The 16,132-nt window shown below is 61.6% G+C and carries 15 protein-coding genes and 1 tRNA gene; 9 read left to right on the plus strand and 7 right to left on the minus strand.

The features are described 5' to 3' along the window. Window positions 1-111: 111 nt before the first annotated feature. Window positions 112-648, minus strand: a complete 537-nt coding sequence (locus AC1DX4_RS08235; RefSeq protein ID WP_477219857.1) for a DUF1134 domain-containing protein — start codon at window positions 646-648, stop codon at window positions 112-114. A 417-nt stretch (window positions 649-1,065) separates the two neighbouring features. On the opposite strand from AC1DX4_RS08235, the gene chpT reads away from it, so the two are divergent. Continuing rightward, on the plus strand, window positions 1,066-1,695 hold the full coding sequence (gene chpT / locus AC1DX4_RS08240; protein WP_477219858.1) for a histidine phosphotransferase ChpT: 630 nt from the start codon (window positions 1,066-1,068) through the stop codon (window positions 1,693-1,695). 245 nt (window positions 1,696-1,940) lie between these two features. After that, window positions 1,941-2,309 carry a response regulator gene (locus AC1DX4_RS08245; RefSeq protein ID WP_454579931.1) on the plus strand — a complete coding sequence of 123 codons (369 nt, stop codon included), beginning with the start codon at window positions 1,941-1,943 and terminating at the stop codon, window positions 2,307-2,309. Between the two features lie 124 nt (window positions 2,310-2,433). Here AC1DX4_RS08245 and ctrA read toward each other — a convergent pair whose 3' ends face one another. Next, complete coding sequence (gene ctrA, locus AC1DX4_RS08250; RefSeq protein WP_006203583.1) at window positions 2,434-3,129, minus strand: response regulator transcription factor CtrA; 696 nt, start codon at window positions 3,127-3,129, stop codon at window positions 2,434-2,436. Window positions 3,130-3,580: 451 nt separating this feature from the next. Between ctrA and AC1DX4_RS08255 the strand changes: the two genes are divergently transcribed. Further along, complete coding sequence (locus tag AC1DX4_RS08255) at window positions 3,581-3,958, plus strand: flagellar export protein FliJ (protein WP_140705050.1); 378 nt, start codon at window positions 3,581-3,583, stop codon at window positions 3,956-3,958. A gap of 100 nt (window positions 3,959-4,058) precedes the next feature. Here AC1DX4_RS08255 and AC1DX4_RS08260 read toward each other — a convergent pair whose 3' ends face one another. Further along, window positions 4,059-4,451 carry a winged helix-turn-helix transcriptional regulator gene (locus AC1DX4_RS08260; RefSeq protein ID WP_477219859.1) on the minus strand — a complete coding sequence of 131 codons (393 nt, stop codon included), beginning with the start codon at window positions 4,449-4,451 and terminating at the stop codon, window positions 4,059-4,061. 89 nt (window positions 4,452-4,540) lie between these two features. Here AC1DX4_RS08260 and AC1DX4_RS08265 point away from each other — a divergent pair, with 89 nt between their 5' ends. After that, window positions 4,541-5,467, plus strand: coding sequence for an NADP-dependent oxidoreductase (locus AC1DX4_RS08265; RefSeq protein WP_477219860.1), 927 nt, complete (start codon window positions 4,541-4,543; stop codon window positions 5,465-5,467). A 140-nt stretch (window positions 5,468-5,607) separates the two neighbouring features. Here AC1DX4_RS08265 and sciP read toward each other — a convergent pair whose 3' ends face one another. Then, entirely contained in the window at window positions 5,608-5,883 is a 276-nt protein-coding gene (sciP, locus tag AC1DX4_RS08270) for a CtrA inhibitor SciP (RefSeq protein WP_013529904.1), read from the minus strand. A gap of 287 nt (window positions 5,884-6,170) precedes the next feature. Here sciP and mnmA point away from each other — a divergent pair, with 287 nt between their 5' ends. After that, window positions 6,171-7,361, plus strand: coding sequence for a tRNA 2-thiouridine(34) synthase MnmA (gene mnmA / locus AC1DX4_RS08275; protein WP_477219861.1), 1,191 nt, complete (start codon window positions 6,171-6,173; stop codon window positions 7,359-7,361). A 45-nt stretch (window positions 7,362-7,406) separates the two neighbouring features. On the opposite strand, the gene AC1DX4_RS08280 is transcribed toward mnmA, so the two are convergent. Next, window positions 7,407-8,366 (minus strand): Gfo/Idh/MocA family protein, encoded by a 960-nt coding sequence (locus tag AC1DX4_RS08280; protein ID WP_477219862.1) that lies wholly within the window; start codon window positions 8,364-8,366, stop codon window positions 7,407-7,409. Between the two features lie 240 nt (window positions 8,367-8,606). Here AC1DX4_RS08280 and AC1DX4_RS08285 point away from each other — a divergent pair. Beyond that, window positions 8,607-8,683 (plus strand) — tRNA-Met (locus AC1DX4_RS08285). Window positions 8,684-8,811: 128 nt separating this feature from the next. Here the strand turns inward: AC1DX4_RS08285 and AC1DX4_RS08290 are convergent. Together AC1DX4_RS08290 and AC1DX4_RS08295 are read right to left on the minus strand one after the other, a co-directional pair. Next, window positions 8,812-11,940 (minus strand): efflux RND transporter permease subunit, encoded by a 3,129-nt coding sequence (locus tag AC1DX4_RS08290; protein ID WP_477219863.1) that lies wholly within the window; start codon window positions 11,938-11,940, stop codon window positions 8,812-8,814. Beyond that, complete coding sequence (locus AC1DX4_RS08295; RefSeq protein ID WP_477220282.1) at window positions 11,940-13,004, minus strand: efflux RND transporter periplasmic adaptor subunit; 1,065 nt, start codon at window positions 13,002-13,004, stop codon at window positions 11,940-11,942. The genes AC1DX4_RS08290 and AC1DX4_RS08295 overlap by 1 nt, the downstream gene beginning before the upstream one ends. Window positions 13,005-13,133: 129 nt before the next feature. Here AC1DX4_RS08295 and AC1DX4_RS08300 point away from each other — a divergent pair, with 129 nt between their 5' ends. The 3 genes from AC1DX4_RS08300 (at window position 13,134) to AC1DX4_RS08310 (ending at window position 15,947) form a co-directional block, all read left to right on the plus strand. After that, window positions 13,134-13,712, plus strand: coding sequence for a TetR/AcrR family transcriptional regulator (locus tag AC1DX4_RS08300; RefSeq protein ID WP_477219864.1), 579 nt, complete (start codon window positions 13,134-13,136; stop codon window positions 13,710-13,712). A gap of 47 nt (window positions 13,713-13,759) precedes the next feature. Then, window positions 13,760-15,061 carry a beta-ketoacyl-ACP synthase II gene (fabF, locus tag AC1DX4_RS08305; protein ID WP_477219865.1) on the plus strand — a complete coding sequence of 434 codons (1,302 nt, stop codon included), beginning with the start codon at window positions 13,760-13,762 and terminating at the stop codon, window positions 15,059-15,061. A 70-nt stretch (window positions 15,062-15,131) separates the two neighbouring features. Beyond that, the gene (locus AC1DX4_RS08310) at window positions 15,132-15,947 is read left to right on the plus strand and encodes an oxidoreductase (protein ID WP_477219866.1); all 816 of its coding nucleotides are present in this window, start codon (window positions 15,132-15,134) and stop codon (window positions 15,945-15,947) included. Window positions 15,948-16,132: the final 185 nt, after the last annotated feature.

Consider the following 16,132-nt stretch of genomic DNA (forward strand, 5'->3'; position numbering starts at 1 on the left):
TGGCATGGCGGAAATCCGGCGCTGCGGCAAGAGCTTGCCGCGGCGCATTGGGGGTCACAGGCCTACAAATCCCATCGAAAAGTCGGCATTGCGGTCAAAACCAGCGGGACTTTAGAACGGATTCCACGTCGCCCGCTCGGTCAGCTTCAAATAGCCGAGATTGACGCCGAGCCGGGCGCCGACACCGGTGCGGATCGGCACCAGAAGCACATTGTTGTTCTTCAGCACATTGAAACCGACACCCGCCACCACATAGGCCGACCCGGCCACGCCGCCATAGCGGTTATAGAGGTTGCCGACATCGTCGAGATTGTAGACCAGCATCATCACCCGGGACCCTTCGCCGCCGAAATCCCAGCCCAGCGACGGACCTTGCCAGAACACTTTGTGGTCACCGGCATTCTTGGTGTAGAGCGTGCCTTCGCCATAGGTCAGGCCGCCGATCAGCGCGCCCGACCCCTCCTCACCGAGCAGATAGCCATTGGGCAAGCCGTAGGAGGAGAAGATCTTCTCGACGACGGTGGCGAGCCCACCCGATGTCGCGCCGAAGAACTTGTGGCCGGAATCGACAATCTCCTGAGCGGTGTATTCCTGGGCCCGCAGGGCTGAGGTCGAGAAGACGAGAACGCCCATGAGCGTGATCGCCATTGAGCAGACACGGAGAAAGTTCCGGCCTGAGATGACGCGGAGGAAACTCCGGTCGTAGTATCGGGAAAACATGCTTCCAATCTCCGTCATGGAGCACTTTCGCCGACGCCTCGCATCCGGTCCGGCTCTTTAGGCGGCCGTTAAGGATGACTGTTAGGGGCAAACTATGCCGTAATCCTTTTTCAACCATTAACTCCCACAGGAAGATGGCGGTTCGAAGGCTGGCTTTTGGGGGCGCGCGGGGCCGGCAGGCTACGCGAACACGCCATTTGCCGTGACGACAATTTCGCGTTTGTTGCTGTACGTACGAGTGCTGTGTATTCAGAAAGCCTCGGGTTGAAGCGTGATTCGTGTTGGGCAGGCGCGACGATCAATCGCTCGGCCACGAATTGTGGAATTTTGCAGGGATTTTCGCCGATGGCCGATCTGTTCACCCTCTCCGCGGTCGACCTGGCGGCGCTTCTGTGCAGCCGCGTCTGCCACGACATCATCTCGCCGGTCGGCGCGATCAACAACGGGCTTGAACTGCTTGACGAGGGCGGCGCCGACGAAGACGCCATGCGGCTCATCCGCCAGAGCGCCAAGAACGCCTCGGCCAGGCTGCAGTTCGCCCGCATCGCCTTCGGCGCGGCGGGTTCCGCCGGCATGTTGATCGACACCGGCGATGCCGAAGCGGTGGCAATCGCCTTCCTCAAGAACGAAAAACCGGAACTGATCTGGAACGGCGCGCGCGCGCTGCTGCCCAAGAACAAGGTCAAGCTGCTGCTCAACCTGATCCTGGTCGCCAATGCCGCCATTCCGCGCGGCGGCAAGCTGGTCGTCACCCTCGAGAATCTCGACACCGAGCCGCGCATTTCGCTTTCGGCAAGCGGCCCGATGCTGCGCGTGCCGCCGAAATTCCTCGAACTGCATTCCGGCCACAAGCCGGAAGAGCCGATCGATGCGCATTCGGTGCAGCCTTACTACACGCTGCTTCTGGCCCGCGAGGCCGGCATGACGATATCGATCCATGCGACGGCGGAAGAAATCGTGCTTTCGGCGGCCTGAGCATCCGGCCGATTTGCAAGGCAAAATAAAGTATTTCAAATGTCTAATATTGCCGTGATGGCTCGATCGTAAGCGTTGAGCCTTTCCCGATCGGCCGCATGGAAGCATCTGCAAAGAAAAGTCCTTCAGACGGCATCTTTGCAAAAATTTTACCTAAAGGCTTTTCGGGTTCTTTACCAGATCGGTCTAGGGTGGTCACCAGATGCCCGCACGACCGGATTGCCCAAGGGCAAAGAGGACCCGGAATGAAACGCTGCATGTTCGTCGACGACTCAAGCGTCATCAGGAAGGTTGCAAAACGCATCCTGGGCGGTTCCGACATGGTGGTGATCGAGGCAGCCAGCGGGCTTGATGCACTGGAGATGTGCGCCGCCGACATGCCCGACATCATCGTCGTCGACGGCGCCTTGCCGGATGTGCAGGCGGTTGACCTCATCCGCCGCGTGCGCGCCATGGAAAGCCCGATCAAACCGCAGATCCTGATCTCGCTGGTCGAGCTCGATATCGCCTCGATCATGCGGGCCAAGCGCGCCGGCGCCCAGGGCTATCTCTTGAAGCCCTTCAATCGCCCGCAGCTGCTCGAGCGTTTTCGCAACTTGAAGATCGCCGCCTGATTCCGCGCCTGGAACAATTCCAGGAAAGTCGGGAACGGTTTCCGCAATTATCGCCCCCATCATGCAAAAAACCCGGCCTGAGCCGGGTTTTTTTCAACTTTGAGATTCTGAAGGCGCTGGCCGTTCAGGCGCTGACGCGGATGTCCTCGGGTTCGCGCAGCACATAGCCGCGGCCCCAGACCGTCTCGATGTAGTTCTGGCCACCGGACGCGGCGTCGAGCTTCTTGCGCAGCTTGCAGATGAAGACGTCGATGATCTTCAGTTCCGGCTCGTCCATGCCGCCATAGAGGTGGTTGAGGAACATTTCCTTGGTGAGCGTGGTGCCCTTGCGCAGCGAGAGCAGCTCCAGCATCTGGTATTCCTTGCCGGTGAGATGCACGCGCTGGCCGCCGACTTCAACAGTCTTGGCGTCGAGGTTGACCACCAGGTCACCGGTGGTGATGACCGACTGGGCGTGGCCCTTGGAGCGCCGCACGATGGCATGGATGCGCGCTACCAACTCGTCCTTGTGGAACGGCTTGGTCATGTAGTCATCGGCGCCGAAGCCGAGGCCGCGTACCTTGTCCTCGATGCCGGCCATGCCGGAGAGGATGAGAATGGGCGTCTTTACCTTGGAGAGGCGAAGCGTTCTCAAGACCTCGTAGCCGGACATGTCGGGGAGGTTGAGATCGAGAAGGATGATGTCGTAGTCGTAGAGTTTGCCCAGATCGACACCCTCTTCGCCGAGGTCCGTCGTATAGACGTTGAAACTTTCCGATTTCAGCATCAGTTCGATGCTTTGTGCGGTTGCACTGTCATCTTCTATCAGCAGAACACGCATTTAATTCCCCTTTTCTGCTGCCGGACCATCTTACGACCCGTCCGGATCCGGAGCAGTGGTTGCCTTGTGCAGAGGCTGCCATTGAATGGTTAACAAAACCTAATTTCCCGTCCACGACGGTACCAGATTTTTTAACCCCTTTCTACACCCTCTTGAATCTAATAACGAATCACAGACCCAAATTCCTAATGCAACACATTAACAACCTGGACTAAGCGACTCCAGGGACTCATCGACGCGCTTCCGAATCGGCGACCGGAATTTTTACCCGGCCTTAAGTCCTGACCCGTATGATTAACAATGCCCGTAAACGAATGGTTACCAACGGCGAAAAACTTTAGGGTTTTGTTTCCCATAGTTCGGGGAAAGCCGGTGGACACGGGCAGCGCCTGGGCCTTTCCAGGTGGTTTGGACGATATGTGCGGGTGTGCGTTTCCGGGAGTACCGAATCATGAAGTCACGTGAAAACCTCGTTCGGCTGAAACAGTTTCAGGTGAATGAGAAGCGGCGGCAGCTGCTTCAGCTCGACATGATGATCGCCGAGTTCGAACGCATGGCCGTCGAACTGGAGCTTCAGATCACCGCCGAGGAAAAGAAAGCCGGCATCACCGACATCAATCATTTTGCCTATCCGACCTTCGCCAAGGCGGCACGCTTGCGCCGCGACAACCTCAGAAATTCGCAAGGCGACCTCGCCCAACAGCGAAGCGCTGCCGAATCATTACTCGGCGAAGCTGAAGCGGAGCTTTCGAAGGCTGAAATGCTGGAATCGCGCGACACCAAGATTCGCGAGGCCGAAACCGGCGGCCGCAGCGCCATGATCGGCTAAACCTGCCGAGATCCGGATCGTCAGCATGTCCGCGAGCGCACACCTCGTCGGGCGATAGCTTCCGCACCGCACCCGCCGAATTGCCGCGGAGATCACCGATCTAAGCGGCCCAATCCCCTTCATTTGCGGCAATCGCCCTGGCACGGGCATCCTTGATGTCAGGCGCGTGCTGTTCCGCCCATACCCTGATCTGGGTGAGCAGTCCCGCGAGGTTCTGGCCGAGCTCGGTCAATTCATATTCGACGCGCGGCGGAATGACCGGAAATATCTCGCGCCGCACCAGGCCGTCACGCTCCAGCACCCGCAATGTCTGCGTCAGCATCTTGGGCGTGATGCCTTCGAGCTTGCGGGCAAGCTCGCCATTGCGCAGCCGGCCTTTGCGCAGCGCGCAGACCACTAGGTAGACCCATTTGCTGGCCAGCATCTCCAGCACGGTGTGCGACGCACAAGTCCGCCGGTACGCATCATAGCCGAAGTTGTCTTCACTATCCATGAGGTACCTATATATCAAGAAGGTACATACTGGACAAGAGAATATTACTATCCAAATGATAGCGGCACCAACCAAGCAGGAGACATCCCATGCGTGCCGTTATCCAGAATTCCGTCGGCGGACCCGACGTCCTTGTCATTGCCGACCAGCCCGACCCGACGGCACAGCCGGGCGAAGTGCTCGTCCGCGTCAAGGCAGCCGGCATCAATCCGGTCGATGGCTCCGTCCGCGCCGGTAATTACAAGTTGCTCGGAGAGCCGCCTTTCATCCTCGGCTGGGATATTTCGGGAACCGTCGAGGCGCTCGGCGCCGGTGTCACCGACTTCAAGGTCGGCGACGAGGTGTTCGGCATGCCGCGCTTCCCCAAGCAGGCGGCCGCTTACGCCGAACTGGTCGCCACGCCCGCCGATGAGATCGCCCTGAAGCCGAAGGCGGCGGACCACATCCAGGCAGGCGCATTGCCGCTGGCCGGCCTGACCGCCTGGCAGGGCCTTGTCCGCCATGGCGGACTGAAATCGGGCCAGCGCGTGCTGATCCATGCCGCGGCCGGCGGCGTCGGCCATCTGGCCGTGCAGATCGCCAAGGCGCGCGGCGCCTATGTCATCGCCACCGCCAGCCCCAACAAGATCGATTTCGTCCGCAAGCTCGGCGCCGACGAGGTCATCGACTACACCCAAGGCGATTTTACCAGCCGCATCAGCGACATCGATCTGGTGCTGGAGCCAATGGGCGGCGAGCACGCCGAACGCTCGCTGAAGGTCCTCAGGAATGGCGGCGTGCTGGTGTCCTTGCTGAACCTGAGCGACACCACCAGGGCGCTGGCCAGCGCACGCGACATCCGGGTCGAGCGCATGTCCGTCGTGCCTGACCGCGAAGGCCTTTTGGAACTTGGCCGATTGATCGACGCGAACAAGCTCACCGTCCACGTGGCAAAGAGCTTCCCGCTCGAAGAGGCCGGTGCCGCCCACGCCTTTCTCGCCACCAAGCCGATCGGCAAAGTGGCGCTGACGGTCTGAGCGCGAAAAGGACTAAAACGAACTTCGAAAAACGCAAAGGGCGCGGAGTGCCGCGCCCTTTGATCATATTCAGGTCCGCCCTAAAGCAATTCCAGGAAAAGTGTGGCGATTTCCCTTGGGAATTGCGTCAAAGCAAAAGCCTAGTGCCGGTATTGCTGGATGCGCGTGGTGCGCAGCCCGGCAAGGCCATATTCGTCGATCGACGCCTGCCAGGACAGGAATTCCTCGGTGGTCAGCTTGTAGCGCTGGCATGCCTCGTCGAGGCTCAAAAGCCCGCCGCGCACCGCCGCGACGACTTCCGCCTTGCGCCGGATAACCCAGCGACGCGTGTTCGTCGGCGGCAGATCGGCAATCGTAAGAGGGCTGCCGTCAGGCCCAATAACATACTTGACTCTAGGTCTAACCAGATCGGTCATCGTACTCTCTACAAAAAACTCAAAGACCCAATCCCCGCCACGTTACCGCCACAGCTTTAAAAATTGCCTAAGCAGACCCTAATGACTAGGTAAGGATCGTGAACGCCGCGTTAGTCTTTTCGCAGGCATTTGAAACATCGCGCTGGAAGCCTTGAATCGGCTGGGAAAAATCCGGCCCATCGCGGATGGCTGGCTTTCCGTCGATCGCCTTGCAAGCTGGCGTCGCCGGAAAGCTTGACCTATATTCTCGACATTGGCATTCAGACGCCGCGCAGAATGAAAGCATCATGAACAGTCTCGACCTTCCCGGACGCCCCGAAAACACCCGCATTGTCGTCGCCATGTCGGGCGGCGTGGATTCGTCCGTGGTCGCCGGCCTGTTGAAGCGCGAGGGCTATGATGTCGTCGGCGTCACCTTGCAGCTCTACGATCACGGCGCCGCGACCCACCGGGCCGGTTCATGCTGCGCCGGACAGGACATCGACGATGCCCGCCGCGTCTCCGAGACGCTCGGCATCCCGCATTACGTGCTCGACTATGAAGAGCGCTTCCGCAAGGCGGTCATCGACCCCTTCGCCGAGAGCTATGTCGCCGGCGAGACCCCGATCCCTTGCGTCTCCTGCAACCAGACGGTCAAGTTCGCCGATCTCCTGGCCACCGCCAAGGAATTGGGCGCCGATGCGCTCGCCACCGGCCACTATATCCGCTCCGGCGCCAATGGCGCCCACCGCGCGCTCTACCGGCCGGTCGATGCTGACCGCGACCAGAGCTATTTCCTGTTCGCCACCACGCAGGCGCAGATCGACTATCTGCGCTTTCCCCTGGGCGGCCTGTCGAAGCCGCAGGTTCGCGCCATCGCCGAGGAGATGGGGCTGACGGTGGCCGCCAAGCAGGACAGCCAGGACATCTGCTTCGTGCCGCAAGGCAAATATTCCGACATCATCGCCAAGCTGAAGCCGACCGCCGCCAATCCGGGCGACATCGTCCACATCGACGGCCGCGTGCTCGGCCGCCATGAGGGCATATTGCGCTACACGATCGGCCAGCGCCGCGGCATCGGCATTGCGTCGGGCGAGCCGCTCTACGTCGTCCATCTCGACGCCGAACGGGCCCGCGTCGTGGTTGGCCCGCGCGAAGCGCTGGAGACGCACAAGATTTTTCTGCGCAACATGAACTGGTTGGGTGACGATGCCCTGGCTGATGTTCCGGCCAGCGGCCTCGAACTGTTCGCCAAGGTCCGCTCGACCCGGCCGCCACGCCCGGCGGTGCTGCGCCACGCGGCAGGCGTGACGTCGGTCGAACTGGCCGACGGCGAGTCCGGTATCGCGCCCGGACAGGCCTGCGTGCTCTATTCCGATGACGGCAACGAAGCCCGCATCTTCGGCGGCGGCTTCATCGAGCGCTCCGAGCGCGGCGCCGAGGCCGAAGCCATGCTGACGAAGCTTGCGGCAAGGCCGGCACAGGTTCCGGCCGAATAGGCGACCGCCTGCCCTGTCGCGCCAAGAGTATGGCGCGGCCTTCCTTCAGGATTTTGTGTGCGTGACCGTTCCCGCGGTCAGGATGCGCAGCACCCTGATCGCTTCCTCGCCGCTGGTGCGCGGTTCGGCGCGCGTCTCGATGCACTGGATGAAATGCTCCAGCTCGCGCGTCAGCGGCATGCCCTGGGCAACCGCGACATAGGACGGCTCGTTGGTGGTGAACGCCCATTGGCCGCTGTCCTGCCAGACTGCGTGGCGGTAGACGGCAAGCTTGCGCTCCCAAGGCTCGACATCGTCGAACACCGCCATCGCCTTGGTGCCGACCACGGTCAGCCGCCTTTCGCGATAGGGATTGAGCCGCGACGTGAAAAGATGGCTGCGCAGGCCGTTGGGAAAGCGCATGTGCAGATGCGCGAAATCGCTGAGGTTGTCGAGGAGTGCCGCCCCCTCGCCGCGCACCTCGATCGGCTCGGTGCCGGTGATGGCCAGGATCATCGACAGATCGTGCGGCGCCAGGTCCCACAGCGCATCGTTCTCGGTGTGGAACTTGCCAAGGCCAAGCCGGTGCGAGTGGATGTAGCGGACTTCGCCGAGTTCGCCCTTGTCGATAAGCCCCTTCAGCGTCTCGAAGGCGGGATGGAAACGCAGGACGTGACCAACCATGAAGACGCGGCCATTGTCCTTGGCCGCCTGCACAGCGCGCTCGGCATCCGGCACGGTCAGCGCGATCGGCTTCTCCACCAGCACGTCCTTGCCGTTTTCAGCGGCGCGCACGGCAAGGTCGGCATGGAACTGCGGCGGCAAAGCCATGACGATGGCATCGATATCGTCACGCACGAACAGCTGGTCGGGCTCGATCGCCAGGCAATCCTGTTCGCTGGCAAAGCCTTCGGCACGCGCCCGGTTGGTGTCGGAAACCGCGTGCAGCGCGCCAAGCGCCTTGAGGGTGCGGATGTGGTTTGAGCCCCAGTATCCGCAACCGAGGACTGCAATGCGCGGCTTCATCTGTTTCAAACTCTAAAAACTCGTGGCCGAGACATAGCGACGTGCCCCTTCGAACTCAACCCCGGCGGTTGCAACCAAATGACCACGCGGCAAAGCTTTTTCGGCAAAGCGAATATGCAGTGATATGGTATGCTTCGAAGCTTGACAGGCTCGCCCTCCCAACCTTATATCCGCGCGACCTTGGCGAACGCCTCGAAATGCCTTTCGATTTAAGGCGGATTTCGGGCCTTTCGCCGCCCTGGCGGGGTAGCTCAGTTGGTTAGAGCACGGGAATCATAATCCTGGGGTCGGGGGTTCAAGTCCCTCTCCCGCTACCATTTGGTCAACAAGATCAATCAGTTACGTCGACGCCGCCACTGTCAGCCATACTGATTGCTCTCACCCGCATCGGCACACGAACCCGCCATTCGCCCCGTGCAGACAAACAGGGCTCGGCAACGGTGCCCTACTCAGCAGCCATAACTGGTCGCACTTCCAGTTCCTCCGTCGAAGCCTCATGGATTTCATCCGCAGCCGGGGTCTCATCCGCAGTCGGCTTGGTTCGGAACCACGCGGTATAGAGCGCGGGAAGGAAGAGCAGGATCAACACCGTGCCGGCCGCCGTGCCGCCGATCAGCGTATAGGCCATCGATCCCCAGAAGACGGAGTGCGTGAGGGGGATGAAGGCCAGCACGGCGGCGAGTGCAGTCAGGATGACAGGCCGTGTGCGTTGCACCGTTGCCTCGATGACGGCGTGATAGTCGTCAATGCCGGCAGCACGGTTCTCCTTGATCTGTTCGGTCAGGATCAACGTGTTGCGCATCAGGATGCCGGCCAGCCCTATCATGCCCAGAATGGCGTTGAAGCCGAAGGGCTGGTGGAAGGTGAGCAGCATCGGCACGACGCCGACAAGGCCAAGCGGTGCCGTCAGCACGACCATGAACATCGTTGAGAAGGACCGCACCTGCAGCATGATGACGATCAGCATGGCGGCTATCATGGCCGGGAAGACTTTAGCCAGCGCGGTATTGGCCTTTTCCGCCTCTTCGATCGATCCGCCCATTTCGATGTGATAGCCGGCCGGAAGGGATGCAATCAAAGGCTGAAGGGCCTTCATGATCTGCTTGGAGACCTCCGGAGGCTGGGTCGCCTCATTGATGTCCGCGCGGATCGTGACAACGGGCGTGCGATCGCGGCGCTTCAGGATTGGCTCTTCCTGACGGATTTCCGAATGCCCGATCTGGTCGAGCGGAATCGAGCGGCCGTCTCGGCTTACGAGTGAGAAATCCGCCAGACGCGCCGGATCCAGCCGCTCGCCGCCGGCGCTGCGTGCCACGATGGGGACATTGCGGATATCCTCGCGAACCTGCGTAACGGGGATGCCGGTGAGGAGGAATTGCAGTTGCTGTGCCACCTCCGCCGGCGAGAGGCCGATAAGGTTCAGTCGATCCTGGTCCGGGACGAAGCGAAGCACGGGCGTGCGATTGCCCCAGTCGCGGTTGGCCTGTCGCACGTCCGGGACGCCCCGCATGATGTCGAGGGCCTTTTCGGAAATGCCGTAGAGTTGCGTGGAATCGGGTCCCATGACCCGGAACTCGACCGGGAACGGCGTGTAGGGGCCGAACACGAGCTGCGTAACGCGGACATACGCCTCGGGCGCAAGCCCTTGCGCCACGGCCTCCCGGAGCCGGTGCTTCAACGCTTCACGCGCCTCGGCGTCCGGGGTCAGCACGACGATCTTCGCGAAGGCAGGATCAGGCAGTTCCGGAGCCATCGCGAAGAAGAAGCGCGGAGCGCCCTGACCGACATAGCTCGTCACGATCTTGGCCTCGGGCTGGCTATCCAGCCAATGTTCGAGGTTCTCGACCGCAGTGGTTGTCGTCTCGATGCTGGCACCTTCCGGCAGGCGAACCTCCACCAACACTTCGGGGCGGTCGGACGTCGGAAAGAACTGCTGTTTGATGCCCCCCATACCGACGACGGAAAGCGCGAAGGCGATGCCAACGATGCCGCAGGTTACAAATTTATGCCGCACGGCAAAGGTGATGAGCCGCCGCAAACGTCGATAGTTAGGCGTGTTGTAAATGGCGTGGTGACCGCCCTCGACCGGTTTGATCGCGGGCAGCATCTTGACGCCGAGATAGGGTGTGAAGACCACCGCTACGACCCATGAGACGATGAGAGCGAACCCGACGACCCAGAAGATGTTGCCGGCGTATTCGCCGGCCGTCGAGCGCGCAAAACCCACCGGCACGAAGCCGGCGATCGTCACCAGCGTTCCCGACAGCATCGGCGCCGCAGTGTGACTCCATGCATAGGCCGCCGCCTTGATGCGGTCCATGCCCTCTTCCATCTTCACCACCATCACCTCGATGGCGATGATGGCGTCGTCCACGAGAAGACCAAGCGCCAGGATGAGGGCGCCGAGCGTGATGCGGTCGAAGAACCGGCCGGTCTCCAGCATGATGAGGAACACGACGGCAAGCGTCAGCGGGACGGCAGCCGCCACGACGATGCCGACGCGCCAGCCCATGCTGAGCAGGCTGATCAGCAGCACGACGCCGAGAGCCATCGCGAACTTCAACATGAATTCGTCGACCGCCGAAGTGATGTTGACGGCCTGATCGGACACCTTGTCCAACGTCATCCCAAGCGGCAGCGTCTGTGCGATCGCGGCAGTCTTGTCCTCGAGTGCCTTGCCGAGCGCGCGGCCATCCCAGCCCTCCTGCATAACCGCTGCAAGCATGATGGTGGGCTCGCCCTGGCGCCGGATGAGGTATGTTGGAGGGTCTTCATAGCCGCGGCTGACCTCGGCGATGTCGGAGAGCTTCAGCGTCCGCCCCGCCGCGACAATCGGCGTGTCGGCGATCGCCTGAACGCTGTCATAGGCGCCGTCGACCCGAATGAAGAGGCGCGGCCCCATTGTGTCGATCGAGCCTGCGGGCGTGACGGTGTTCTGCCGCTGCAAGGCACCGACGATGTCCTGTGCCGACACGCCGAGAGTTGCCAGCTTGGCGTAGGAAAACTCGACGAATATCTGTTCGGGACGTTCACCAAGGATGTTGATCTTCTTGACGCCGGGCACGTGCAGGAGGTCCTGGCGGATCACCTCGGCCTGCCGCGCCAGTTCCCGCATCGGCATGCCTTTGGCCTTCAGCGCGTAAAGGGCGAAGCTCACATCCGAATACTCGTCGTTGACGAAGGGGCCGAAGACGCCGGGCGGCAGGTTGCGGGCTTCATCCCCGAGTTTCTTGCGGGCCTGGTAGAACTCCTCCTGCACGGCGGATGACGGTGTGCTGTCCTTCAGCGTGACCGTCATATACGCATAACCTGGCCGTGTGGTCGTCTCCACCCGGTCGTACCAGGTCAGCTCCTGAAGCCGCTTCTCCAACGGTTCGGCGACGAGATCCTGCATCTCACGCGCCGTCGCGCCCGGCCATGCCGTCGTGACCGTCATGGTCTTGATGGTGAAGCTCGGGTCCTCTGCCCGGCCGAGCATGAAGAAGGCGTAGGCACCGGCAGCCACCAGCAGGAGGATGAAGAATAGGGTGACGGCGCGTTCGCGAACGGCGATCGCGGACAGATTGAAGCTCATCATTTGCTCCCGCTTTCGGACTCAGTCCGGACGAGAGCGCCCTCCTGCAGGAGATGTGCGCCAAGCGACACAATGGGAACGTTGGAGTTCAGTCCGGAGATCACAGCGGTCTCGCTGGTCACACGAACGAGCTGGACGGCCTGAAAGTGTACGGTCGAGGTGGCGCTATCCAACACCCAAACGCCGGTCTTGCGTCCGTCATCGAGCACTGCTCCCAGCGGCACCTGGACCTCCGGCTGTTTCACCTGGCTTGCAAGCCGAATGGTCACAGTAGCGCCAAGTGGTGCCGCGGCAGCCTCGCCGTCGAGCACATAGCGGGCCTCATATGTGCGGGTCTGGGCATCGGCGGAGTCCGACAGCTGCCGCAGATGCGCTGAGTAGCGACGCTCATCGCCGCCATACACACTGGCCTCTGCCGCAGAGCCGATCGCCGGCCGGATCGTTTCGGGAAGCGTGACCACCGCCTCGCGGGGGCCGGCCTTGGCGATCCGGATCATTGGCTGGCCGGCAGCAACGACCTGCCCCGGTTCGCCGAGCGTTTCAACCACCATTCCGTCCGCGTCCGCCAGCAGGACTGCATAGGCCGCCTCGTTTTCGGCGACCCGTGCGTCGGCCTCGGCGGCGGCAAGTTGCGCCTGGGCTGTATCCATCGCAGCCTTTGCCTGTTCGTAGCGCTGGGGTGTCACCCACCCACTGCCGAGCAAGCTGGCGTATCGCCGTTCATCCGGCTGCGTCTGAACGACGGCTGCACGCGCTGCGGCAACGGCGTTGCGCTTCGCCGAAAGCGCAAGGCGCAGATCGGTATCGTCAATTCGCATCAGCGGCTGACCGGCTTTGACATTCTGGCCAACGTCCACCAGCCGTTCTACGATCTTGCCGGGAACCCGAAAGCCGAGATTGCTCTGCACCCTCGCCCCGATGATGCCGGTGAAGCCGCGTTCTGATCCGGTCACCGGCGCTGCCGACACCAATCTGACGAATGGTGCTTCCTGCCTCGGGTCGGTCACCAGAGGGGCCTCCTGCGCGGGAGTAGCAAACGTCGCGAATGCCGCCGCCCATGACATCGCCATCAGCGTCGATCCCAATACGATAACGGTTCTCTTTTTCACGCTCGTCGCCTCATTCGAAAATAGATTGCATTCACCTTCTATATCGATTATAGATTACGAACGCAATCAAAAAGGAACCCGACGATGCGCGTGAGCCGAATTCAAGCCGCGGAAAACCGCGAGACCGTCATCAATGTGGCAAGCCGCCTCTTTCGCGAGCGCGGCTTTGACGGCATCGGCCTCAAGGATCTGATGAAGGGTGCAGGGCTGACACAGGGCGCCTTTTACAAGCAATTCGAGTCAAAGGAGGACTTGGCAGCTCAAGCGTCCAGGCGGGCTATGGAGAGCGCCACCGACCGATGGTCGGCCGCGACCGCGGCAAATCCTGAGCATCCGCTCGAAGCAGTGATCTCCTTCTATCTCAGCATGGGCCATCGCGGAGAAAGGATGGACGGATGCCCGATCGTGGCACTCGGTTCGGATGCCGCCAGACAGGGCCATGACGTGAAAGCGTCGTTCGAAGCAGGCATCAACGAGCATCTCGATATCCTCGGCGGTTTCATTGCCGAGGCCAATGGCGAGCAGTCCGATAGCAAGGCCATGGCCATTCTCTCGACAATGGTCGGCGCGGTGCTCCTCTCGCGGGTCGTCAATGACCCCGACCTTTCGCAGGCTTTTCTGGATGCAGCGACCGATCAGGTTCGCGAAGCAGCCGGCGCTTGAGCGGCGTGCGCAGTGCTGGCGCTGCACCCAATTTGATAGGAAAATAGATGCGACGGATTGTTGTTACAGGCATGGGAGCGGTTACGCCCCTTGCCGCCAATGTTGAAGCATCCTGGTCACGGCTGCTGGCCGGCGGTTCGGGCATTCGTAGGCTTCCGGACGATGTGGTGGGAGACCTGCCGGCGAAGATTGGCGGCGTGGTTCCTTCCTTAGACGAAGATCCCGACGCTGGCTTCGATCCCGATGTCATCCTGTCCGCGAAGGATCAGCGCAAGGTGGATCGGTTCATTCTCTTTGCGCTGGCGGCGGCGGAAGAGGCGCTTGCGCAGGCGAAATGGAAGCCTGCCTTGGAGGCGGATCGCCTGCGCACGGCAACGGTCATCGCTTCAGGGGTCGGCGGGTTCCCCGCCATCACCGAGGCCGTGCGAACGGTCGACCTGCGTGGCGCCCGCCGGCTGTCGCCCTTTACCGTGCCGTCCTTCCTGGTGAACCTCGCAGCCGGCCAGATCTCGATCCGTCATGGTTTCAAAGGTCCATTGGGCGCCCCAGTGACAGCGTGCGCGGCCGGCATCCAGGCGATCGGCGATGCGGCCCGCCTTATCCGTGCAAACGAAGCCGACATCGCCGTGTGCGGCGGCACGGAAGCCTGCATGAACATTGTCAGTCTCGGTGGGTTTGCCGCCGCACGCTCCCTTTCGACCGGCTTCAATTGGGCGCCGGCCCAAGCCTCGCGTCCCTTCGACACATCGAGGGACGGCTTCGTCATGGGCGAAGGAGCCGGCGTGCTGGTCATCGAAGCGTTGAGCCACGCGCTGGCGCGCGGCGCAAAACCGATCGCCGAGCTCGTCGGCTACGGCACGACGGCGGATGCTCATCACGTCACTTCTGGTCCCGAGGACGGCAGCGGCGCGCGCCGGGCCATGGAGATCGCGATTGCGCAAGCGGGGATTTCACCGCGCGAGGTTCGTCATCTCAATGCGCATGCGACCTCCACGCCAGTCGGCGACCTCGGCGAGATCGAAGCGATCAAGAGCCTATTCGGGCGCGATTTCGCGATAGCCGTCAGCGCAACAAAATCGGCGACCGGACACCTGCTGGGCGCGGCCGGCGGGCTTGGAGCCATCTTCGCGATCCTGGCGCTCAGGGATCAGGTGGCACCGCCGACGCTCAATCTGAGCGCTCCCGATCCGGCCGCCGACGGCATCGACTTCGTCGCAAACGAGCCCCGGCCAATGGAGATGGAGTACGCGATCTCCAATGGCTTCGGCTTTGGCGGCGTGAATGCCAGCGCCTTGTTCAGGCGCTGGACCGCCCCGGCGGCCCGACGCGAGGGCCAGGGGCGGTCATGATTGGCACCCTTCACACCGACCTTTCATGCTTCTCCAACTCCGATCCAACACAAAGAAAGAAATCATTTCCATGAACAAGACCAATCCTGGCGTCGCTCTCGTCACAGGGGCATCTTCCGGCATCGGGCGGGCTACCGCCGAAGCCTTGCTGAACGCTGGCTTTCGCGTATTCGGAACCAGCCGTCGTGGAGCGTCCAAACAATCCGACGGCGTTACCATGCTGACCTGCGACGTGACCGACGACGCGTCCGTTGCGAAAATGGTCGATGACGTTCTGGCCAAGGCCGGGCGCATCGACCTGCTTGTCAACAATGCCGGCATGGGTCTGTTTGGCGGCGCGGAGGAGTCCTCGACCGCCCAAGCCCAGGCGCTGTTCGACGTGAACGTCTTCGGCGTTTTCCGCGTGACCAACGCGGTGTTGCCGGCAATGCGACGCCAAGGGAAGGGCAGAATCGTCAATTTGAGCTCGGTACAGGGGTTCATCCCCGCTCCCTATTTCGCGCTTTACGCGTCGACCAAACATGCCATCGAGGGTTATTCCGAATCGCTCGATCACGAATTGCGCCCGTTCGGCATTCGCGTTTCGTTGGTGGAGCCCGCCTACACCCGTACCTCCTTCGAGGACAATCTCGCCGCCCCCGACCAAGCGCTTGATGTCTATGACTCCGCGCGCGCCGGCATGACCTTGGCCGTACGGAAAGCGATGGAAAAAGGCGATGCGCCCGAAGTGGTAGCCAAAACCGTTTTGGCCGCTGCGATCGATCCTGCTCCCAAGAAACGCTATGCGGCGGGCAAAATGGCGCGCCAGGTCAGTCTCCTGCGCCGCTTCGTCCCCGCGTCCGCCTTCGACAAAAGCCTGCGAAAGCAGCTCGGGCTGCCGGTCTGACGATTTCGGCTGCAGACAAACGAGGTCTTCGAATCCAGATGCTGGTAAGAGATAACCAACGTTCACATTGAGTAGAGGGCGCAATTCAAAATGGCTCCTCATCCAAGACAACGGAGCAGAAACCGCCGATCCGAGGAGTGGGGAGAAAGGCGATAGCGCTCTCCCGCTACCAAAATCTGTTTAAC

This window comes from Mesorhizobium sp. P3_A8, from assembly GCF_056402995.1.